This window comes from Fontisphaera persica (assembly GCF_024832785.1).
Lineage (GTDB): Bacteria > Verrucomicrobiota > Verrucomicrobiia > Limisphaerales > Fontisphaeraceae > Fontisphaera > Fontisphaera persica.
The window spans coordinates 4,547,620-4,569,572 of the sequence record NZ_CP116615.1 but is presented as its reverse complement, the minus strand read 5'-3'; the positions used below and the strand labels follow the sequence as shown (position 1 = coordinate 4,569,572).

Genomic DNA, 21,953 nt, shown 5'->3' with positions numbered 1-21,953 from the left:
TCTTTCTTCCGCGGGATTCTACTTCACCACCAGATTAAAACTCTCCGAGTGGCTGTTGAACTCCGGCGCGTACATGCACTGGATGGACGCCATGCCGGTTTGATAAGTGCCCCGATGCTGCACGCGCGTGGAGTATTCAAACACGTACACGCCCTTGGGCAGGTAGCTGATGAAGAAATGGCTCGCCGTGTCCCGCGTGCTCTCGTAGTACCCCAGGCCATCCTGATAGCGATAGCGCGAAAGCACGTTCACCGGCTCCACCCCGCTCCCCCGCTGGTCCTTCAAATGCACGTATTCCATGTCCCGGTCCACGCGCAATTCAATCCGCACCACCAGTTCATCCCCCACGTTGATGGGGCCTTTGACCGGCTCCAACACCGGGCCTTTTTTGGTGTGCGTCTTCACATACAGCGTCTTCTTCAGTTTGAGCGGCGTGCCCTCGTAAGGCGTGACCTTGCTCATGTCCTCCAGATATTGCCAGTGCACGCTGCCCCACGACACGCCCGGGTCGGTTTTCTTCACCGTAATCTGCCCCATTTTGGCCTTCACCTCGGCGCCGCTGAAGCGTTTTTCGTAGAAGCCCGTCCCGGCCTCGACCTTCTCCGGTTTAATCGCCAGTCCGCCCACGCTCACCTCCACCAGCGCATCGCTGGACAGCAGGTTGTTGCCGCGCAGCAGCAAACCATACACCGCATCGGCGGTGGCCTTGGTGGTCTTCCAGTTCTGAGTTTGTTTCTGCTTCAGCAGCCAGACCTTGCAATCTTCCACCGCCCGGGCGTCATTCATCACTTCGTCAAAGGCCTCAATCATCATCGCCTGCGTCTCAATCGGCGCGTGGAACCACCACCACGACAGCTCCAAATCACGCCAGAACATCCCCATCTCCTCGTTGGACACCGACCGCTCCTTGATGGACCGCATGATGGCCAGCGCCGTATCGCCATTCTCCGCTCCGCCCCACCGTTTCATGGCAATCGCCAGGTGCGCCTGGCTCTGGCGGTTGGCCAGCTTAAGCCAGTGATTGCGCGACTGCTTCAGGAAAAATTGCACCGCATCCTGATGCTCCTTGGCCACGGCTTTGTCTTTCAGGAAAAAGCTCCGGCCATAGAGGTACAACGCATCCAGCGCGCTGGGCACGTATGCATCCGGATTCTTCATGACCCGCAGGATTTCCCGGTGCCGTTCGTCCATCCACTCGTCCAGGCGGCCGAGCGCCTTCAGCGCGGGGTCCACCTTGAGGTCGCAGCCCAGATGCCGCAACCGCCCAAAGCCCGTCACGATGTACAGGGTGATGTAATCATCCCCCGGCCCGCCGGGAAACCACGGCCAGCGGCCGTCATTCATCTGCATCTCCCCCAGCTTTTGCAGGGCGCGATTGAGCTCATAGTTCAGGCGGTTGTCATCAAACAATATGCCCACATTCCGGCGCGCCTGGCTCTCATTCTGAGCATCCCGGTACCACGGCGTTTCCTCCAGCAGCACCGACTTCAGCTCCAGGTTTTTCTCCAGCGGGCTGTCCAGTGCCGGCGTGTTTTTCCACTGGTCAAAGATGCGGCGGATTTTGGGGTCGCTGTTGGCAATGTGCCGCGCCAGCGTGTTCGCGTAATAGCGGTTGAAGATTTGCTCGGAGCATTCATACGGATACTCCATCAGATACGGCAGCGCCATGACGGCATACCACGCCGGCTGCGAAACCATTTGCACGGTGAACCCCTGATGCTGCAGTGTGCCCGAGCGGTTCTTCACCAGCTTGGTGAACTCAAACTTCTTTGTCCCCGGCCCGCGAATGGGCAGCGGCAGCGACTCCGTCACATAAATGCGCCGCGATAACACCGGCAGATGCCCTTCTTCGCCGTCGGCCAGTTTGCCCGTGGAAGCCACCGCCTTGTAAATCAGGAAACCCAGACCATCAGGCACGCTCAGGCGCCAGGCATACGTGCGCGATTCCTTGGGCGGAATGTCAAAGGCCACCTCATTGCGCGTGTTGCCCAGTTTCTTGTCCGCCGGCTGGTCGGTGGCGGCTTCGCGGAAGCTCAGCACCACCTTGCCCGTCTGGCGCTCGGTGGATTGATTCGAGATTTTTACGGTGAACTCCAGCGTGTCGCCCTCTCGCAAAAAGCGTGGCGGGTTGGGTTGCACCATCAAATCTTTGGCGGTCACCACCTTGTCCTCAATGAATCCGGAGCGCAGCTCCTTGTCGTGCGCAAACCCCAGAAAGCGCCACGTCGTCAGTGCCTCCGGCATGGTGAACTCCAGCCGCACCACCCCGTCCTTGTCCGCGATGAGTTGCGGAAAGAAAAACGCCGTTTCATTCAGGTTTTTGCGCGGGCTGACCTTGCTCAAATCCGGCGCCGCACCGCCGCCCTCGTCACGCCCGGCGCTCTTGCGTTCCTCGGACAGGCCGCGGTCACTTTGCTTTTCGGCCTTGGCCATGTCCATGGGAGCACCCGTCTGGCGGAGGGCCGCGTTTTCACCGGCCATGCCGGGCGCCGGCGGGGCCGGGGCGGCCATGGCGGCCATGGGCGCGGCATCGGCCATTTCCATCTCCACGCCCCGGCGGGCCATGACGGCGCGCCCGCCGCGACCGCCGAAGAAGTATTGATAGCCCCAAAGATTCTGGGTCAGGTCAGGGGGGAAAGAACGGTATCGCCAGTCCACGCCCACATACTCCTCGCGCCAGCCGCCGTAGAGATGATTGAGATGTTTGAGCGTGTTTTCAAACTGCCGGCTCAACTGCGAGTGATCCGTGCGGAACACATTAAAGCGCCGCATCCAGTTGTGTTTGAGGTAGGCATCCAGCGATTCATCATAGAGCGCGGCCACCATCTCGGCAGCCGCCTTCTGGGCATTGGGGCCGGTGACCACCAGGCTCCACGTCTCTTTCTGGCCGGGCATAAGTTTGGAAACCAGCCGCTCCCATTTCACCCCAAGCTGCTTGTTGCTCCAGGGCACCTCCACCCACCGGCTTTCCAGATAAGCGCGATTCTCGCGCACCTGGGTGACGTGCAGCGTGAACCCCCCGCGCATGGATTCGTTGACCGCCTGCTTGATTTGTTCCTGCGTCCGGCCCGGACGGGTCCAGTACTTCTGAATCATTTTACCGCGATGCTCGATTTCAATGTACGCGCGGCCCGTGTCATAGCCGGTGCCCCACAACGCCATGAACTCCTCCCCCGGCTCGCATTGCCATTTCGGGGCGGCCAGCAGGCTGGGGATTTTGAGATTCAGTTTCTCCGCCGCGGGCTCCAGCACCCGCAACGGCAGCATCGCTTTCACCGGTTTCCCAAAACGGTCCTGCGTCTCGAAAATCGCCCGGTACACCCCCGGCCCCAGATTGAAGCTGGCCGTCTGCCGGCCGTTGGTGGAAGTGGTCAGCCCGCGCTCGGCCACCACTTTGCCCAACGGCCACGTGTTGGGGTCCGCCGTCGGCCCGGGCTTGTCCGCCCCGCCCTCGAGCCCGCCGCCGCGCTGGCGCGGATAATACTGGGGCGCCAGCTCCGGCCGTATGACGGTGGCCGGCTGCTCCAGTTGATAAATCTTGAGCGAACCTTCCGCCGCCTGCCCCTCGCCGTCCAGCGTGGTGGTGTAAAGCGCAATCGCCACCGGTTTTTCGCCAGTCAGCCATTCCTCGGCCGACAAACTGGCTTGCAACGCGGTGTACCCCACCATCACCGCCCGTTGTGCCGAGCGCGTCTCGCCGGTGTTGTCAGTCACATCGGCGTAAACGGTGTAGTGGAAGGTTGGCTCGTTGGTCGGCGAAATGGAAAGGTCGGGCTTGGCCACAAACTCCACCTTGAATGTCCCATCCGTGCCTGTGCGAGTGCTGCCGTGCGCAATTTCCTGCGCCCCCGATGACGGATCGGGATTCCACCAATAATACCAGCGCCACCAAATCGGGTACCGCACCTCGCGCACCACCCGGTACTTCACCAGCGCATTGTCCACCGCCGCGCCCGTGTAACTCTCCGCCTTGCCCCCCAGCTCCACCCGGTCATTCAACCGCGCCGCCGTTTTGGGCGCGTCGAGGCTCACCTGGAATTTCGGGCGTTTGTATTCCTCCACGCTGACGCTGGCGCTGCCATTGGGACCGCCCTGCACAAAAATACGCATGCGCCCCGTCACCCGGTCCCGCGGCGCGGTGAAGCTGCCGCTGAAACTGCCAAAATCATTGGCCCGCACCTCGCGGCGCTCAATTTCCTTGCCGTTGGGGTCCGCAAAAACCACCGTCAACTTCTGCCCCGGCAGCAGCTCATACTTGTCCTGTTCCTGGTCCACCTGCAGACAGATGCCCTTGAACGAAATGGTCTGCCCGGGGCGGTACAGCGCCCGGTCGGTGAAGAACAAGGTTTGCGACGCCGGCCGCCGGCGCACCGGAGGCGACGCCCAGTACTCGTTTTGCGACGCCAGCTCCCGGCCCTGATGCCGCACGTGCAGCAGGTAACCCCGCTGGGACGGCACATCCAGCACAAAGAAACCGTTTTCATCCGTGCGCACCGGCGCGTTGGCCACCCGATTGCCCTGATTATCCCAATGCCAGCTCCGCACCTCGGCATTGGCCACCGGCTCGCCGGTCAGGGCTTCAAGCACAAAACCCTGCACCATCCCGTTGAACGTGCGCGGCACCAGCGCCAAATCGCTCACCCAAATGTCGGTGAAATGAACCACGTTATCCTGGTCGGAGAAATCCGCCTTCGCGCTCGCCAGCAAATAGTAAAAACCAGGCTTCAGATTTTCCGGCGCCGCCAGGCTTTCCACCCGTCCCTGATAATCCGTGGTGGGGGGCAGTTTGGCCGACCAGGCATGCGCAGGAGCGCGCTTCAGCACTTCCTTGCGCCCGGCATCATCCAGCCACTCCGGACGGCGGCCCCGTTTCTGGAAGGTCGCGTCCCAGTCCCACGCCACCAGCCGGAAATGCACTTCCGCGATATTCCGGTACTGCACGCGGATTTTCGGCCAGGGCGCATTCCATACCCGCTCGGTGTTCAGGCTCAGTTCGCGGCTCTCAATCTCGCGCACCAGATTCCGGCACATCAGGCCGCCGGCGCTTTTGGGATACACCTTGGCGCCGCGCGACGCCAGCCGGTGGGCCTCCACCCAATCCCCTTCCTCCCGCACCACCAACGCCCAGTGATGCAACGCCATGGCCGCCAGCTCGTGGTCGGTCCACTGGTCCACAAAAGCCTTCAACGCCGCCTTGTAGCGCGCCCGCTTTTCATCCCCAAACGCCGTGTTGTATCCGTAATGCAACCGCGCCAAATCCACATCCAACAACGCCGTTGGGTCACTGTCCGGTTGATGAAACCGCAACAAGTCCTGGTACAGGCGAATGGCCTTCAACTTGGGCGATTCGGTGTCGGTGGTCTCCGGCTTCCAGGCCAGAAAAGCCGCCAGCCCATCCAAAATGGGACTGGTGGCTGGTACTTCAAAAGCATCCTGCGGCTTGGCCGCCGCCTGCTCCCCGGACGTGTAAAATTGCAGGGCCTCGTGCGCCAGAAAATCGTACATCGTGGGCCGGTACTTGTCGGGTATCGAGCCTTTGATTAGCAAATCATCAAATTGGGACACCGGCATCTTCTTGAGAACGTCCGCCGCCGCCAGCGCCGCGGTGAATTCCTTGTCAATTTCCGCAAACAACCGTGGCAAATCCCACGTGGTGAAATCCTTGCCCGGCTCGGCGGCAGTGGCCGTCCGTTGTACGAAACGCCAGCGGTTTTGGATGAAATAATGCCAGTACCAGGTGGCTTGAATGGCATGATACACCGGTTTCAACTCCCCGGGGGCTTTGGCGATTTCTGCCTGCAGCCGCGTGATTTTCTCTTCCGGTTTGTTGCCCTGGATGTTGGCCTCCAGCACAATCTTCCGGCACACCGCCTTGGCCACCTCCCCCCACGCCTTGTCTTTGGTCGCCCCTTGAATGATAGGCTCAAGCGCCTCAATGGCCGATTTGGGCAGGCCCTGGTTGATGGCCTCGTCCACTTTCTTCCATTGGGCATCCCGCACGCCCGCCTGCAGTTGAAGTTGAACGGCTAAAACCGTCCCCAAAAGGATGAGCCAGGTGCGCATAACGTCAATATGTACCATTCTCTGTTTTGGACGGCAAAACCTGAATGATGCTCCACCATTCATTCAGCGCCCTCAGATATAAACCCGTGACAGAATACGCCCGCCACCGCCAGCGCCGGCCTGGTGTGTGGGCAAGCAGTCCTGATAGGACATGGTCCAGATGAAACCATGAACGCCTGTCTTCATTTTTACCGGCCAAACCCACCCCGCTTGAGTCCATGTCTTTATTTTTTATCAAACTGATAAACACAATAATAGCTTCTTATTCAGCGGTATATAATTCTCCTTACCCCCACGTAACCTCTCAGGCATACACCCTCGTCTTTTGTTGTATATGACGGCGTTGGCATGAAGCTCAAGGGTAGAGCAGCGCAATCCAGGACGGCTCGCAAGTCGTCCGGGCGCTGGCGTTTAAGCCCGTGGAACGGGGTTTTTCTGGCGTTGGGCATTGGGGTGGCCGTTTTGTGGAATTCGCTGGCCAACCGGCAAAAAATCCGGCCGGTTTCTCCCTCCGGGCCATCCGCTGCGGCAGTCACCGCCGAACAACCCTGGGGGAAGTTGGAAGTCACGCCCATTGTGATTGAACGGCCGGAGGAATATTTCCACGAAGACAAAATCGTCCTGCCGCCCGTGCGCTGGCATTTTTCCGGATTCAATGCCGCCCAACTGGAGGAGTTTATTCGCGCCTTGAATCCGCCGCCGGAACTGCTGGCCCGTCTGCTGGACACCAATCATTGGCAGGTGGGGGGGCAGACCGTCGTCATTCAACCGCCCTTGGAGCTGGTGCGGGATTTGACGCCGGAGTTGCGCATGCGTCTCTACGCCGAACTGGCCCGGCATCCGGAAAATCTCACCCAGCGCTACCCCTTTGTGTACCGCCCGGACGGCTTTGACGAATGGTTTTCCCGCAGCGGGTTGAGCGCGGAAACCCTGGCGGCCATTCGCCGCATGATGTGCGTGCAAAACAACCGCCTTTGCTTCTATGACGCCCATTACTTCCGCCTGACCCTCCCGACCAACGAAGTCAATGCCCTGGCGCGCGCCCTCTCCCGCGTGCCCACTCTGCTGGTGACTTTGCGCGTGCCGGAGCGTGCCGAGGTGGGGCCACTGCTTGATTACTGGGGCTCCCCCCGGCGCAACCGCAACCTCAAGCCCTTGTTGGAAAGCATGGCGCGCGCGCCGGGCGGGGCCAGCATCAACGTCTCCTATTTCTTTCCGCCGCTGGCCCAGTCGCTGCTTTATACCTATCCCCATCCCACCAACCGCTTTATGGTCCGCGCGCCGGATTGTTTCTGGACCAGCATGAATTTTGGACGGGAAACCCCGGACCACCGCTTTCTGGACTCCCAATACATTCAGGCCTGCCTGGCCACCGAATATGAGCGCGTGGACAAACCCAGCCGGTTTGGCGATGTCATTCTGCTCTTTGAGCCCGGTCCGGTTTCGCGGGCGGTGCACATGTGCGTTTATATTGCCGATGACATCGTCTTCACCAAAAACGGCGCCGATGTCTATCAGCCGTGGGTGTTGATGCGGCTGCCGGACATGCTCCTTCATTACCCCTCCGAAACCCCCTTGCAAATGACGGCCTACCGCCGGTTGCAACCCTACTAGGCTCCGCGGCAGCCATCAAAGGCGGTTTGCCAATTCCTGCCGCAGCGCCGCCACCATGAAGGCCCGGCGGGCATCATTCAACGCGCTGCCAAATTTGATGGTTCTCCCATTCTCCAGCTCCAGCACAATGGTTTTGCTGCTGCGGGTGTGGCCCTTGGCACTTGTGCTGAACTCCTCGGCCAGACGCACTTTCTTCACCTCCGCCGGCACAAAACGCCGGGGCCATTTGAAGGGGCCTATGCCGCTGTAAATGACCCCCTCGGAGGAGCGCAAGCGCACTTCCGTATGCCCCATCAGGCTGCTGAGAAACGCAAAAAACATGCCCAGCCCCACCAGGATGAAGGGCGTGAGAAAAATCCACAGAAAAATCGTCATGCCCAGCGGCATGCTATTCTTTTTCATGTCCATGGCCGGAAACCACTCCGGCAGCGTAACCCCCAGATGCATCAGCGTCGAGGCCAGCGCCAGCAGCACAAACACCGAGACAATGCCATTCCAGAACAGACAGAAAAACAACAACCCGGCCGCGCTGCCCCACGAGCGATGCGTGGCGCGGATGACCCGCCATACCCCATCATTCCGCACCGAGGCGCCCTCCGGCGGACGGCTCACATCCACCGCCGGCGAGGCCTCGGCCTCGTGGGTCAATTCCGACAGCACATAGGCCACATTGCACCAGCGGCAGAAAGCCACATCCTGCGCCACATTCACGTCCTCGGCAGGGATGGTCTTGCGGCATTTTTGACAGACCGGCGTGATCATGCCGCTACCCTGCCGGATTACCCGGCGTAAAACAAGGCGGAACGGAGGGGTCATTGGTCATTGTCACTTCTCCACCCCGCGTCTATATTGCGGGCAATGGTTATGCAATCTGCACGCCTTTTCGGGTTGCTCATGGCCCTGCTCTGCGTGGGGCCGACAGCCGCGCAACAAGTGCCGGTCATTGAAAAAAGCCTCAGCAACGGCCTGCGCCTGCTCATGGTGCCAAGGCATGACGAACCCACCATTGCCGGCGGCTGGGTGGCCCACGTGGGCAGCGCCAACGAGCGCCCCGGCATCACCGGCATCGCCCATCTCTTCGAGCACATGATGTTCAAAGGCACGCCCACCATCGGCACCAAAGACGCCGAAAAAGACCGGCAAATCATGGCCGAGCAGGACCGCGTGCGCGAAGCCATGCGCGTGGAGGAAGCCAAGGTCCGCGCCGCCTACCGCCGGGGAGAAATTGACGACTGGCAGAAACCAGAGCACCAAACCCCGCGCTGGCGGGAGCTGAACCAGCGCTTCCAGGAGCTGATCCGCCAGCAGCGCGAGCTGCTGGTCAAAAACGAGTTTGACCGCATTTACACCGCCCAGGGCGGCTCCGGCATGAATGCCTTCACCAGCAAGGACTTGACCGCCTACTTCATCACCGTCCCCGCCAACAAGCTCGAGTTGTGGATGTGGATGGAATCCGAACGGCTCTACCGCCCCGTCTTCCGCGAGTTCTACGCCGAACGGGACGTGGTGTACGAGGAGCGCCGCCTGCGCGTCGAGGCCACCCCGCTGGGCAAGTTTGAAGAAGCCTTCGAGTCCATGGTCTGGAAGGCGCATCCCTACCACTGGCCCATCATTGGCTGGCCCTCCGATGTCGCCTCCATTTCCAAGGCGGAAGCCGACGCTTTCTATGCCACTTATTACGCGCCCCAAAATCTCACCGCCATCCTCGTGGGCGACTTTCAACCCGACACCGCCGTGGCCCTGGCCGAGCGCTACTTCGGCCGCATTCCCCGCGGGTCCCAGGCCGCCCCGGAAGTCATCACCCTTGAGCCGCCCCAGCCCGCCGAGCAGCGGATGCTGGCCGAGGCCGATACCAACCCGCGGGTGGATGTGGTCTGGCAGAGTGTCCCCTTCCAACACCGCGACGGCTACGCCCTCCAGGTGCTCGCCCAGGTGCTCAACGGCCGCACCGGACGGCTCTACAAGCGCCTCGTCCTCGACCGCCAGCTCGCCACCAGCGCCTATGCCTCGCAGGACTCCATGAAATGGGGAGGCCTCTTCGGCATCAGCGCCGAAGTGCGCGAGCCGCGCACGCCGGCCGAGCTGGAACAGGCCATTTACGAGGTGCTCGAAGAACTCAAAAAACAGGAAGTGCCCGCCGAGGAATTGCAAAAGGTCAAAAACAATTTCGCTGCGGCGGAGTATCGCAAGCTGACCTCCAACACCGCGATTTTGTTTCAGTTGATTTTTAATGACGGCCTGGGCGACTGGCGGGAAATCAACGAGGCCGGCGCCAAAATCCAGGCCGTCACCGCCGCCGACGTGCAGCGCGTTGCCCGGAAATACCTCACTCGCGAAAATCGCACAGTGGCATTGTACCACCGCAAGGCGGGCACCCCTGCACCGGCCACCGCTGCCGTCCCTAAATAAGGCGCAGCCAAGCAAAGGAGATTTATGATGCGAAGATACCTGGCCGTTTTGCTCATGGCGCTGGCCGTCGGGCCGTTGGGAGCGGCCGACGCCATTCCGGACCGCCCGGAGAAATTGCAATTCCCGCCGTTGCAATATGAGCCGCCCAAGGCGGCGGATTACCGCGTGGTGCTGAGCCAGGGGACGGTGGCCTACCTGGCCCCGGACCGCGCCCTGCCCCTGGTGAACATCGTGGTGCTGCTGCGCGGCGGCAGTTACCTCGAGCCGGCAGGCAAAGCCGGACTGGCCGACCTGACCGGTTACCTCCTGGCGCGGGGCGGCACCACCCAACGCCGCGCCGAAGACCTGGAAGAGCGCCTCGCCTTTCTGGCAGCCAACCTCAATTCCAGCCTCGGCGACGTCCGGGGCAGCGTCAGCCTGAACCTCCTCAGCAAGGATGTGGACGAGGGCCTGCGCCTGTTGCGCGAGGTACTAGCCACCCCGCGCTTTCAGGAGGACAAACTGGCCCTCCGCAAACAGCAGCTCCTCCAAAGCCTCAAAGAACGCAACGATGAGTCCGCCACCATTGAAAGCTATCAGTCCAGCTTCCTCGCCTACGGCGAGGATTTCTTCCTCAACTGGCACATGACCGAGGCCTCGCTGGCCTCCATCACCCGCGAGGATTTGCTGGCGTTTCACCAGCGCTGGGTGCATCCCGCCAATTTCATCCTGGCCGTGAGCGGCGATTTTGACCGCGAGGAAATGAAAAAGAAACTGGAGACCCTGCTGGCCGGCTGGCCGCACCAGGGCGACAAGGCCCCCCCGCCGCCAGCGGAATACCGCATGGCCGAGCCGGGCATCTACCTCACCGAGAAGGACGTCAATCAAGGGCGCGTGCAAATCCTCCTCCCCGGCGTGCGGCGCGGGGACCCCGATTTAATTGCCTCCCAGGTCATGAATCACATTCTGGGCGGCGGCGGCTTCACCTCGCGCATCATGAACCGCGTGCGCAGCGACGAAGGGCTGGCCTACTCCGCCGGCACGCGCCTCAGCCCGGGGGTGTATTACCGCGGCCTGTTTCAAGCCGGTTTCCAGACCAAGTCCCGCACCGTGGCCTATGCCACCAGCATTGTGTTGGAGGAAATGCGGCGCATCACCACCGAACCGGTGAGTGAGCAGGAATTGGAGACCGCCAAACGCGCCTTCATTGACACTTTCCCGCGCCAGTTCGCCACCAAGGCGCAAATCGTGTCCGCCCTCGCGGACGAAGAGTTAACCGGCCGCTATTTCACGGACCCGGACTGGTTTGAAAAATACCGCGCCCGGGTGGCCGCCGTGACACGCGAGGATGTGCAACGGGTGGCGCAGCGCCTGCTTAAACCGGAGCGCGCCGTGATTCTGGTGGTGGGTCACAAGCCGGACATCCTCCTCGGGCACCCGCAACACCCTGTGGCGCTCAAAGACCTTTCCCGGGGACCCATGGTGGACCTCCCCCTGCGCGACCCGCTCACAATGAAACCGCTGCCGTTGAACTGACGGCTAAGGAGTTTTTTCCAGCCGGAAAAACTGGCGGCCAGGCACCAGCGGCTCCAGCACAAAGACGTGAGTGCTGTTGGTCTGGTACGCGCCGCTCACCGGCCCCCACGGGATGGGATTGCCTTCCAGGGTGGTGGTTTTCTGCAGGCGATACCCCTCGGCCGGCAGCGGCCAGGCCACCCGGGCGAGATGGTTGGTTAGCGTCAGCTCCAACTTGGGCGCCCCGGGAATTTGCACCAACCCCACCGCCGCCAGAAAACCCGCTTCGAGGGAGTAAGGGCCGCCGCTCAACCGGCTGGCCGCAGGCTGCCCGATGACCGCCTGCAAGGTGTACACGCCCCCCGTGCTCGTGCCGCCGCCGGCGCTGATGGTGAACCAGTCCACCTTGGAGGTCTGAGCGGCTGCCGTGAACAACCCCGCCACCCATACTGCCAGCCAAAGGTGAGATTTTGCCACGCCCCGGCGCGGCTCCAATGTTGGAGGAGTCATGGAATTACCAAAGCACACTTCGACGGCGAAAGCAAGGAGCCATTCGTTCCTCTTCAGCCGCGCTTCGCAGACCCGTTTTTGGGCGGCTCACCACAACAGACGCGTGTAATGACGGAGAATGAGGCGCACGCTGGGCAGGAGGTCCACCTGGGCGTATTTGAACCACACGGTGCCCGAGGTCTGCGACGTGCCAGGCGGCAGCAAGTTCAAGTCGCGCAAAATATCAATGGCCCCGCTGCCGCCCCCCACGCTCACCAGGCCCAGGCGGTTCCGGTTTTCAAACAGGTAGGTGATTTGCTCAATGGCGGCCTGCTCCAGCTCGTCTGGCAGGGCCGTTTGTCCTGCCGCCGGCGTATTGCCGGGCAGGACATAGCCGCCGGTGTAGATGACGCGCGCCTTTTCGTGGGGCTGCCCCAGGGGCCGGCCCAGTTCAATCACCGCCTCGGCCACGGAAATTTGCGCGGTGATTTCCGCCAAGGTTTCCCAGTCGCCGCCGCCCGCGCGGCGCAGCAAAAAACCGCTCACGCTCTCAATGGGGTAGCGGTCCACCCGCACGTCCAGCGCATCGGCCCGAAAATCATAAGAGGCATTTTCGCGCCGCGCAAAACGGCGGTGACATTCCAGCTCGAAGCGAGCCGTGACAAAGCGAATGAGGTCCGCCAGCAACGCATCGTGGCCAATTTCATACGCGGGAATGCCCAAACGGGCTTTCAGAGTGGGAAGTTGGGTGAGCATAACCAGATACCAGAAGAGGATGATTCCTTTCGCCCAGCAAAACCGGCCAATCCATACCGGCCGGTCAGTCCGTTTCCGTCAAAATCAACCGCTGCGCCGCCGTGCCGCCGAAAAGACGCCCACTGGCATTGCCATTGAAAAAAATGGTGGTGGCCGAGGCCGGGCCGATGCGTATGGCAAAGGTCTGGGTGTTGGTGGATTGCGCAGACACCCGGGCCAGCAAGGTCACGTGCCGGGTCTGCCCCACCGTAAACGAATCCGTCACCGCCGCCACGGCCGAAGTTTCGCTGTTGCGAAAAAGCGCCGCGGTGACCATCACATTGGCGCCGGCATAAACCAAACCGGAAAATTGCACCTGAATAAAACCACCGGCCGATTGCGGGGTTATCGTGGCGCTGAGCACTTGCAGCCCTTCACTGGCCAGCGGCGGCGTGTCGTCCACCGGAATCACCGCGCTGGTGTTGGTGTAGGTGGGCATCTCCGCCATGACCGCCTGCCGCCACGCCTGCGGGGGCGGACGCCAGCGCAAACCCGTGGCCGTGGCTGAGTCCGCCGCCAGAAAATCACCGCCGCCACCGGCGGGCAGGCGCACGACGTTGGTGCCGTCAAAGGTAAACAAATCGCCTTTGGCAATGGCGATAATCCGGTCCACATACGCCGGCGAATACGGATACCGGTAGGTCAACGCGCCGGTAACCAGGTCAGTCCAGGCATGCGTGCCGGCGCCGGGCGGCACGGAAATGAGGAAGGAATCCGCCGCGTTGCCGCCTATGGTGACCTTGTAATCCCCCGGCGCCAAAGTCAGGGCAAACTGGCCATTGGCATCGGTTGGCACCGTTTGCACCGCACTGAAAATGATAGTGGGCGCATCCGCAATGGGGGTGGACAGGGGGGTGAAAGTCAGATTGGTGGCGGCGGGGTTGAGGGCCGTATCCTTGATGTTGCCGGTAACCACTGCCGCCGCGGCGCAAGCCAGGGAAAGAAGCCAAAAACAAAAGACGCGCAGGAAATTCATAAGCAGTAGGGAATTAAGGGTTTTTAGGAAGCCCCGGCCGTCCGCGAAGGGAAAACGGACGGCCGGGGGTGGGGGGGTGGGGTGGGTGGGGTCAGGGTTGGGGAGGGGAGGCCAACCTTGCTTAGGAAGCTGCGGTTTGCAGGCCCGCCACCGCGCCGGTGGCCATCAGGCCAATGGTGAAGCGCTCGAGGGCGCGCACCAGGATTTCATCCGTGCTGAAGGCGGCATCCACACTGGCTGAAATGTTCACACCGCCGCGCACAGCGAGGTATTGGTAAGAAAGGTCGCCAAAAAGGGCAAACACCTTGGCCGCATTGGCCGCTGTGCTGTACGGCGGCAAGGTGTCCACCCAGCGCACTGGAAACCCATCCAGCGTGGCCCCGCGGGCGGCATTGGCGTTGTAGGGCCGGTCGCCGCTGGCATTGAAACTGGCAAGGTGCTGCTCGAAGGAGGGATGGCAATAATATGCCCCGCTCCCCAGCACCGCCGCATCCGGCACCGCCCGCAACGCCCGCCAGTTCGCCAGCGTGGAATCCGAGTAACGGGTCTTGGTGGCCGCCATCTGGCTGACCATGCCGTTGGTAATCGTGGATTTGGTCAGCCCCTGCAGCGAATCGTAGGTGCTGGTGCCATCGGCGGTGAAAAAGACCACGTCCTCCATGCGCGCCAGTTGCCGCGCTGCATACCGCGCGATGAACTGGCCAATGGCCACCGCGCTGTCCGCCTCAATTTCCGCCGGAATGCGGATGAGCCCGCCCCACTTGGACGCCGAGAAGGTCACCCACTCCACTTGCGGCGATTTCTCCGGTACGCTGGCGCTCATGGCAATCAGGCCAAACACGGGGTCGGTTTTCAGGCGCGGCAGCTTCACCACGCCCGCCCCCAGCGGAAATACCGTGCCATAGCGCCGCGCCGCGCCGTATTGCGCCACCAGCTCCACAATTTCCCCGGAAAACTGCGTGGGCAGCGGAAGGTCGCTGGTGGTGAGCGCCGCCTTGTATTCCGCGCCCAATACCTCGCGGCACAGGCCGGCCAGCGAGTCCCGCGGGCCGTGCGGCAGCGCGTCGAGCCGCCCGCTCTTGAGCGCGCCCGCAATGACCACCGCGGCCAGGTGCCGCGCGCAGCCGTCGCTCACCCGGCCGGCGGGCGGCGCGGACGGAGCGCGCTCGGCCTGGCGGCGGCGCAGCGCGTCCAGGTCCAGCCGCAGCGCCTCCAGTTGTTGATCGTGGGTGGTGAGATGATCGCGCACGCGGGTGACGCCGGCGTGAATGTCGCCCAGCGTGGCGGTGAGTTCGTCGAGTTGTTTTGGTTCCATGGTAGGGATGGGGGTTGAGGTTGGGTTTCAGAGGTGGGCAGCAAAAGCGTCTTACATCGAGCGCAGCAAACGCGACGTCGCCTGCGCCAGCCGCGCCCAGTGCGCCGGGGCAACGGAACGGGCCGGCAATTCCCGTAACGTCATCTCCAGCAGCTCGTGAAGCGCGCACACATCGGCGCGGCTGACCACGCCGGCCTTGGCGGCCAGGGCAAGCGCGTTGGGATTGGCCGGCACGGGCACGGCGCTGACTTCAATCAGTTCCTGCTCCAGAAAACGCCGCCGCCAGGGCGTGTGCTCATGGCCGTTTTCCCAGCGCAACGGAATAAACCCCACACTCACGGCGCGCAGGAAACCGCCGCGGTACAGCTCATAAGCCATGCGGGCCAGCGGATTGATGTGGGTGGCGAACTGCACCCGCAGCCACAATTGATCACCGCGCACCTCCACGTCCGTGGCGCGGCCCAGGGTGAAAAGGATGTTGTCGTAATGATGCGCGTTTTGAAACACCGGGTTGCGCCGGAAATTTTCCAGCCGCCACCCCGCCGGAACAATCACTTCCTGCGCCCGGTCCAGCGTGGCGTCACTGGCAATGAAATCCAGCAACGGCAGCGCCACGTCCCCGGCGGCGCCCGGGCCGGACGGCGGCGCCGGGGAAGCGCACACCGGCAGCGCGCTGCGCAGTCCTGCCTGTCCGGTGCTCAAGGTCACCAGACGGCCGGTGAAGTCCTGCGGGAGACCATCGGGGGAGGTTTCCCGGTTTGTTTTGCCCTCGCGAATGACAGTTGCATTCATCACGCCGCGAGCCTGCCGCAACACCCCCTCGTCATGACTGCTCCGGGAGCGCCAAACCCCGCCCACCCAACCATTCCCCGCCGAAGACCGGAAAACCGCCCGCCCTCTCCCCCGCGTGTGCCGGCCTGAACCTGAAACCCTGGCTTGGAAATTAAGTTGACCCGCTGCGGCGTTCGCCCAACATAACCGCCGCATGAAACAGAAAGCGTATGCGGCAGCGGGGGTGGACATTGACCTGGGCAACCGCGTCAAAGCCAGCCTGCCCAAATTGCTGGCCGCCACCCACCGGCGCGAAGTGCTCGGCAAAGTGGGCGGCTTTGGCGGCTTGTTTGCGCTCGACACCCGCAAGTACCGCCAGCCGGTGCTGGTCTCCAGCGTGGACGGCGTGGGCACCAAGCTCAAAATCGCCTTCGCCATGAACCGCCACGATACCATCGGCCAGGACCTGGTGAATCATTGCGTCAATGACATCGCCGTCCTCGGCGCCGAGCCGCTGTTTTTCCTCGATTACCTGGGCACCGGCTCCCTCGAGCCGCGCGTCTTCACGGAAATCATCAAAGGCTTCGCCTTGGCCTGCGCCCAAAACCGCTGCGCCCTCATTGGTGGTGAAACCGCCCAGATGCCCGGCTTCTACCAACCCGGCGAGTACGACGTCAGCGGCACCATCGTCGGCGTGGTGGAAAAATCCGCCATGCTCGACGGCCGCGGCGTCAAGCCGGGCGATGCCGTCATTGGCCTGGCCTCCAGCGGCCTGCATACCAATGGCTACTCGCTGGCGCGCAAAATTTTCTTCGAGCAACTGCGCCTCAAACCCGCCAGTTACGTCAAAGAGCTGGACAACACCCTGGGCGATGAGCTGCTCAAGGTGCACGTCAGCTACGGCCCCGTCGTGCAGGCCCTCCTCAAAAAATTCAACCGCCCCGGCCAGCCCCGCGCCATCAAGGCGTTTGCCCACATCACCGGCGGCGGTTTTGTGGACAACATCCCCCGCGTCCTGCCGCCTCACTGCGATGCCGTCATCCGCAAGGGCGCCTGGGAAGTCCTGCCCATTTTCCGCCTGCTCGCCGAAGCCGGCAAGGTGCCGGACGAGGAAATGTACCAGGTCTTTAACATGGGCGTCGGCATGGTCGCCATGGTGGCCCCCGGCCAGGCGGATGCCGTCCTGCGCTTCATTCAGCGCCATGGCCATCGCGCCTGGCTGATTGGAGAAATCGTCAAAGGCCGCGGCGTGACGCGGGTGATTTGATGCCCCCTTAACCGGCCGGCCGCCAGTCCAGCACCGTAAGTTGCACGGTGGCCTGCCCGTTGTAACGATTGACCACCGGCGCCACCGCCAGGTCAAACGTCCCCACCGGCCAGTGCTGCCCCGCCCCATTCCACCACACCGCTTCCAGCGTTGAATTCCCGTCGGTGACCCACAATTTCAGGTGTTGCTGCGCGCTCCCCATGCGCAGCGGCGCCCGCTGATTACTGAGGCGCGGCACACAAAGCTGCACCGGCGGATTGTTTTGCCCAAAGGGCGCCAGTCGCTCCAGGGCCCCCACCCTTTCGAGCGTCAATTCCGCCAGCGCCACCTCCGCGTCCAGCCGCAACGGGGGCGTGAGTTGCTCCGGCCGAAGCTGCCGCCGGGCAATCTCATTCAGACGAACGCGCAAAGCCTCCAGCTTCTCCGGGCGCAGCGTCACCCCCGCCGCCATTTTATGGCCGCCGTGCCGCTCCAACAGCTCATGGCACTCTTGCAAGGCCGCCGCCAGGTCAAACCCTTCAATGCTCCGGCCCGAGCCGCGCAACCACGGGCCATCCCCCCCGACAATAATCGTCGGCCGGTAAAATGTTTGCAGCACCCGCGCCGCCACAATCCCCACCACCCCGATATGATAATCGGGATGCCCGGCCACAATCACATAGTCGCGCTCCGGCTGAAAGGTCGCCTCCAGTTGCTCCAGCAACGCGCTAATCATCTGCTTCTCCAGGCTCTGCCGCTCCCGATTGCGGCGGTCCAAACTGGCCGCCAGCGGCCCCGCCTCCTCCAAACTTTCCGCCAGCAACAGCCGCAGGGCTTCCTCGGCCGATTCCAGCCGCCCGGCGGCATTCACCCGCGGACCCAGTTGAAAGCCAATGTCCCGCACCCGCACCGGCTCCTTGACCTGCGCCACGGATTTGAGCGCCTGCAAACCGGCGCGGGGAGTGGTATCCAGATGTTTCAAGCCAGCCGCCACCAAAATCCGGTTTTCCCCCCGCAGCGGCGCCAGGTCCGCCACCGTGCCCAGCGCCACCAGGTCCAGGTAGGGCCGCAAATCTGTGTGCATAAATTCCGGCAAATGCAGTCGCCGCCCGTGCCGGGTCAGGGCGTGCGCCAGTTTGAAGGCCAGTCCCACCGAGCAAAGCTCAGTAAAACCAGCCCCCGTGCCGCCCCCGTCCGGATGATGAATCCGGCAGGGATTCACCAACGCCGCCGCCGGCGGCAGTGTGGCGGCGCATTGGTGGTGGTCCAGCACGATGACCTCCACCCCCTCCTCCCGCAACCGGCCAATGGTCTCCACGGCGGTGGTGCCGCAGTCCACCGCCAGCAACAGGCGCGTGGGATGATGCGCCAGACAATTGCGCGCCGCTTCCTCGGTCAAGCCATAACCCTCCTCCAAACGATGGGGCAAATACGTGCGCACCACCCACCCGTGGCGGCTGAGAAACAATTGCAACAGGGCCGTGGCGGAAACCCCGTCCACGTCATAATCCCCAAAAATCACCACCACCTCCCCCTCCTCACGCGCCCGCCACAACCGTTGCAGGGCGTCCTCCATGCCCGGAATCAGCAGCGGATCCTGCAAATCCCGCAGGCGCGGGTTGAGAAAACGGGCGGCCTGCGCCGGCTCCCCCTGCCCCCGGTTGATGAGGCATTGGGCCAGCAGCGGCGGCACCCCCAGCTCACGCGTGAGGCGCTCCACCCACAACGGCTCCACCGGCGCGATGTTCCACCGATATTTCATTGTCCACCCATGCCAACCGCAAAGCATTCAATCCACATGCCGCTTCCTTATACCTGATCCGCCCGCCCGCGCCAGTCCGGCTTGGGCCACGCGGCCGCACTCGGCTGTAACATACTGAATAGCCCAAGCGTCTTTTAAGTCAGATGAATTGTATGGCACATCGTGGAACAACCCAGACCCGGGGCTGGCGCAAGGCGTTCACCCTGATTGAACTGCTGGTGGTGATTGCCATCATCGCCCTCCTGGCGGGGATGCTGCTGCCCGCCCTGGCCTCCGCCAAGGAAGCCGGCAAACGCATTCAATGCCTCAACAACCTCCGCCAACTGGGCATGGCGCTGAAACTTTACATTGATGACAACGAAGGCCGCCTGCTGCCCCGGGCGCACCCCGTCCCCAACGACATCAACCATCCGCGCTGGCCCCATCGGTTGCAGCCCACCTACCAGAATCTGAATGTCCTCCGCTGCCCGTCCGAAGGCGAACCGCCCCCGCCGGCCAGCCCCCCCGCCTGGTTGAATGGTTTGTACCCGGCCGATTTTGCCCCGCGCAGCTACATCTACAACTCCTTCAATGACTGGTACCTGGAATACTTCAGCCGCCAGGGCCTCAGCGGCGGCGAATTGCGCAACTGGCGGCGCATCGCCATGACCAACGAGGTGGGCGTGCCGGAGTCGGCCATCAAGGACACCACCGCCACCGCCGTGTTTGGTGAGCGTGAGCTGGAATCCCGCCACTGGTACTTTGACTACGAAACTTACGAAGACATCACCCAGCTTGACCAAAACAAGCACAACAACGCCAACCGCCGCTCCGAAACCTCCGGCGGCGCCAATTACATCTTCGCCGATGGCAGCGCCCGCTTCATGCGCTACGGCACCACCGTCGCCCCCGTCAACATGTGGGCGGTCACCGAAAGCTGGCGCAACATCGGCGTCCCCGCCGCAGGGGGCGGTGTCTCCGGCGAGTAAGGCGGCCAGTTCCCCCGCTCACGGCACCTTCGTCAATTGAATCTCCGCCACGTTGATGGCCTTCCACGTTTCGGCCTTTTTGGGCCGCACCACCAGTTGCTTCTCCCCGCCCTCGGCAAACGTTAACCGGCCCAGTTTCACAGGCTGAAACACGTCCCACGAACCGCTGGCCGGGATGACGGCCTCCAGCACCGGCTGGCCTCCCTCCACCCGCAATTCGCTGCCCTGATGCACCGTGGCGCACAGCGCCGTCACCTCGTACGTGCCGGCCGCCGGCACCCGCAAACGCCATACCGCATATTCCCGCGCATCATCCCAAAAACCAAGATTCTCGCGCCCGCCGCGCTGCTCGGTCTTCAAGCGGCTGCCGCGAATTTCCGCATCGCCGGCCGGCAGCTTGAAATGTCCTTGAGCATTAGGCTCCGCCACCGGCAACAGGGGCGGCGCCGGCGTAAAATCACGCATCCGTTTGCCGGTGATTTTCAACGCCACGGCATACGCGCAGGGAGCTTTCTCGGGAAGCGTCACCTGCAAACCCTGCGCATCCTGCCGGAAGGCCAGCTTGCCCTTGTGCCCCAGCAGGCTCACCCCCGTAACCACGCCAGAACCCGCCCGCGCCGCCAGCGACCGAATCAAAACCTCCCGGCTCGAAGGCCAGCCCATGAGGAAGGCATACAACGTTTCGCCCTTGGTGGTAAAGCGGATGTCGGCCGCCGTGTATTGGAAATCCTCTTTGAAATGCCCACCCGACGCCCGCACCCGGCCCTCGCCGTAGGTTATCCACGGCCGCGTGCCGTAAATCGCCTCGCCATTTATCGCCATCCAATCCCCCAACTGCTCCAACATTTGCTCCACCTCCGGGTCCAGCGTGCCGTCCGGGCGTTGGACCACATTCAGCAGCAGGTTGCCGTTTTTGCTCGTGATGTCCACCAGCATGTGCACCACCCAGTCTATCGGCCGGAATTTCCAATCTTTATTGTAAAACCAGTCCCCTATCGAAGTATCCGTCTGCCACGGCTGCGGATTGATGCCCGCCATCACCCCCCGCTCCAAATCCTCCACCCACCGCCCCTCCGAGCGTTGTTTGCACGTGTACACCACCTGCGGCCGCGTCCCGCTGCGCCGGCGGTCGCTGTTGTAATAATGGGCAATCAAACTCAAACCTACCTCATTGCCAAAGGGCACCCCGCCGTCCGTGTACAACAAGTCCGGATGATACTGGTCCACCAAATCCTTGATGCGGTTGAACCACATCTGCTGCCAGCGCGGATTTTTGCTGTACCACCCCGTGTCCCCCGGCTCGGCCCGAAAATGATAAAGGTCCTCATAGGCCGGATTGGCCCCGTCATAGGGCACCCCCGCCAGCGGCCCCGTTTTGTCGCTGCCCTTGTTGCCCTGCCACCACGTGAAGCTCGCCCCCAGATGCTCGGACACCCCAAAATAGAGCCCGTATTTTTTTGCGGCCTTCTGCCACGCGCCCACAATGTCCCGCTGCGGCCCCATGTTCACCGCATTCCACCGCTGGAAACGCGAATTCCACAAATCAAAATTGTCATGATGCACCCCCATGCTCACGAAATACCGCGCCCCCGCCCGCTTGTACAACGCCATCAGCCGCTCCGGGTCAAACTTCTCCGCCTTCCACAAGGGGATGATGTCTTTCCATCCATTCGTGCTGGGATGCCCGTAATGCTCCAGGTGATGCTGGTATTGCCGGTGTCCTTGCGTGTAAAGATGCCGCGCATACCAGTCGCCGGCCATCGGCACCGATTGCGGCCCCCAGTGCGACCAGATGCCAAACTTGGCGTCCTGAAACCATTTGGGATATTGGTATTGTTTCAGGGATTCCATGTCCGCCGTATAAGGCCCGCGCGCTATGGGGGGCAGATTCGTGGCGGCCGGCAGCGCCGCGGCCATGCTCATCAGGTACCAGCCCACGCCGCAGGCCAGAACCAGCGGAAAGGCATGGCCCCACGGGCGCCTGAGGGTTGCCACGGCGGCGGTGGGCACAAGTGACCGGAGCCAGGAAGCGAGCTGCGATGTATTCATGG

General features: G+C 62.6%; 14 protein-coding genes. 5 read left to right on the top strand and 9 right to left on the bottom strand.

What is annotated here, in order from left to right; all coding sequences use genetic code 11:
- Window positions 1-18: 18 nt before the first annotated feature.
- Entirely contained in the window at window positions 19-6,063 is a 6,045-nt protein-coding gene (locus NXS98_RS17125; RefSeq protein WP_283846275.1) for an alpha-2-macroglobulin family protein, read from the bottom strand.
- Between the two features lie 348 nt (window positions 6,064-6,411).
- Here NXS98_RS17125 and NXS98_RS17120 point away from each other — a divergent pair, with 348 nt between their 5' ends.
- Window positions 6,412-7,677 carry a hypothetical protein gene (locus tag NXS98_RS17120; protein ID WP_283846274.1) on the top strand — a complete coding sequence of 422 codons (1,266 nt, stop codon included), beginning with the start codon at window positions 6,412-6,414 and terminating at the stop codon, window positions 7,675-7,677.
- 15 nt (window positions 7,678-7,692) lie between these two features.
- On the opposite strand, the gene NXS98_RS17115 is transcribed toward NXS98_RS17120, so the two are convergent.
- A complete protein-coding gene (locus NXS98_RS17115) occupies window positions 7,693-8,439 on the bottom strand; it encodes a hypothetical protein (protein ID WP_283846273.1) in 747 nt (248 codons plus the stop codon).
- A 102-nt stretch (window positions 8,440-8,541) separates the two neighbouring features.
- On the opposite strand from NXS98_RS17115, the gene NXS98_RS17110 reads away from it, so the two are divergent.
- Together NXS98_RS17110 and NXS98_RS17105 are read left to right on the top strand one after the other, a co-directional pair.
- Window positions 8,542-10,086, top strand: a complete 1,545-nt coding sequence (locus NXS98_RS17110) for a M16 family metallopeptidase (protein ID WP_283846272.1) — start codon at window positions 8,542-8,544, stop codon at window positions 10,084-10,086.
- 24 nt (window positions 10,087-10,110) lie between these two features.
- On the top strand, window positions 10,111-11,601 hold the full coding sequence (locus tag NXS98_RS17105) for a M16 family metallopeptidase (RefSeq protein ID WP_283846270.1): 1,491 nt from the start codon (window positions 10,111-10,113) through the stop codon (window positions 11,599-11,601).
- A gap of 3 nt (window positions 11,602-11,604) precedes the next feature.
- Here NXS98_RS17105 and NXS98_RS17100 read toward each other — a convergent pair whose 3' ends face one another.
- From NXS98_RS17100 to NXS98_RS17080, 5 genes are all read right to left on the bottom strand, one after another.
- Complete coding sequence (locus tag NXS98_RS17100; RefSeq protein WP_283846269.1) at window positions 11,605-12,090, bottom strand: COA_001 N-terminal-type choice-of-anchor domain-containing protein; 486 nt, start codon at window positions 12,088-12,090, stop codon at window positions 11,605-11,607.
- A gap of 87 nt (window positions 12,091-12,177) precedes the next feature.
- The gene (locus tag NXS98_RS17095; RefSeq protein ID WP_283846268.1) at window positions 12,178-12,825 is read right to left on the bottom strand and encodes a hypothetical protein; all 648 of its coding nucleotides are present in this window, start codon (window positions 12,823-12,825) and stop codon (window positions 12,178-12,180) included.
- Window positions 12,826-12,889: 64 nt separating this feature from the next.
- Window positions 12,890-13,840 carry a hypothetical protein gene (locus tag NXS98_RS17090; protein WP_283846267.1) on the bottom strand — a complete coding sequence of 317 codons (951 nt, stop codon included), beginning with the start codon at window positions 13,838-13,840 and terminating at the stop codon, window positions 12,890-12,892.
- 121 nt (window positions 13,841-13,961) lie between these two features.
- Complete coding sequence (locus NXS98_RS17085) at window positions 13,962-15,155, bottom strand: phage major capsid protein (protein WP_283846266.1); 1,194 nt, start codon at window positions 15,153-15,155, stop codon at window positions 13,962-13,964.
- A 51-nt stretch (window positions 15,156-15,206) separates the two neighbouring features.
- Window positions 15,207-15,947 (bottom strand): HK97 family phage prohead protease, encoded by a 741-nt coding sequence (locus tag NXS98_RS17080; protein WP_283848195.1) that lies wholly within the window; start codon window positions 15,945-15,947, stop codon window positions 15,207-15,209.
- A gap of 193 nt (window positions 15,948-16,140) precedes the next feature.
- Between NXS98_RS17080 and purM the strand changes: the two genes are divergently transcribed.
- The gene (gene purM, locus NXS98_RS17075) at window positions 16,141-17,193 is read left to right on the top strand and encodes a phosphoribosylformylglycinamidine cyclo-ligase (protein WP_283846265.1); all 1,053 of its coding nucleotides are present in this window, start codon (window positions 16,141-16,143) and stop codon (window positions 17,191-17,193) included.
- A 7-nt stretch (window positions 17,194-17,200) separates the two neighbouring features.
- Here the strand turns inward: purM and recJ are convergent, their stop codons facing one another.
- On the bottom strand, window positions 17,201-18,934 hold the full coding sequence (recJ, locus tag NXS98_RS17070; RefSeq protein ID WP_283846264.1) for a single-stranded-DNA-specific exonuclease RecJ: 1,734 nt from the start codon (window positions 18,932-18,934) through the stop codon (window positions 17,201-17,203).
- Between the two features lie 152 nt (window positions 18,935-19,086).
- On the opposite strand from recJ, the gene NXS98_RS17065 reads away from it, so the two are divergent.
- The gene (locus NXS98_RS17065; protein ID WP_283846263.1) at window positions 19,087-19,902 is read left to right on the top strand and encodes a prepilin-type N-terminal cleavage/methylation domain-containing protein; all 816 of its coding nucleotides are present in this window, start codon (window positions 19,087-19,089) and stop codon (window positions 19,900-19,902) included.
- 18 nt (window positions 19,903-19,920) lie between these two features.
- Here the strand turns inward: NXS98_RS17065 and NXS98_RS17060 are convergent, their stop codons facing one another.
- The gene (locus tag NXS98_RS17060) at window positions 19,921-21,951 is read right to left on the bottom strand and encodes an alpha-L-fucosidase (protein ID WP_283846262.1); all 2,031 of its coding nucleotides are present in this window, start codon (window positions 21,949-21,951) and stop codon (window positions 19,921-19,923) included.
- Between the last annotated feature and the right edge of the window lie 2 nt (window positions 21,952-21,953).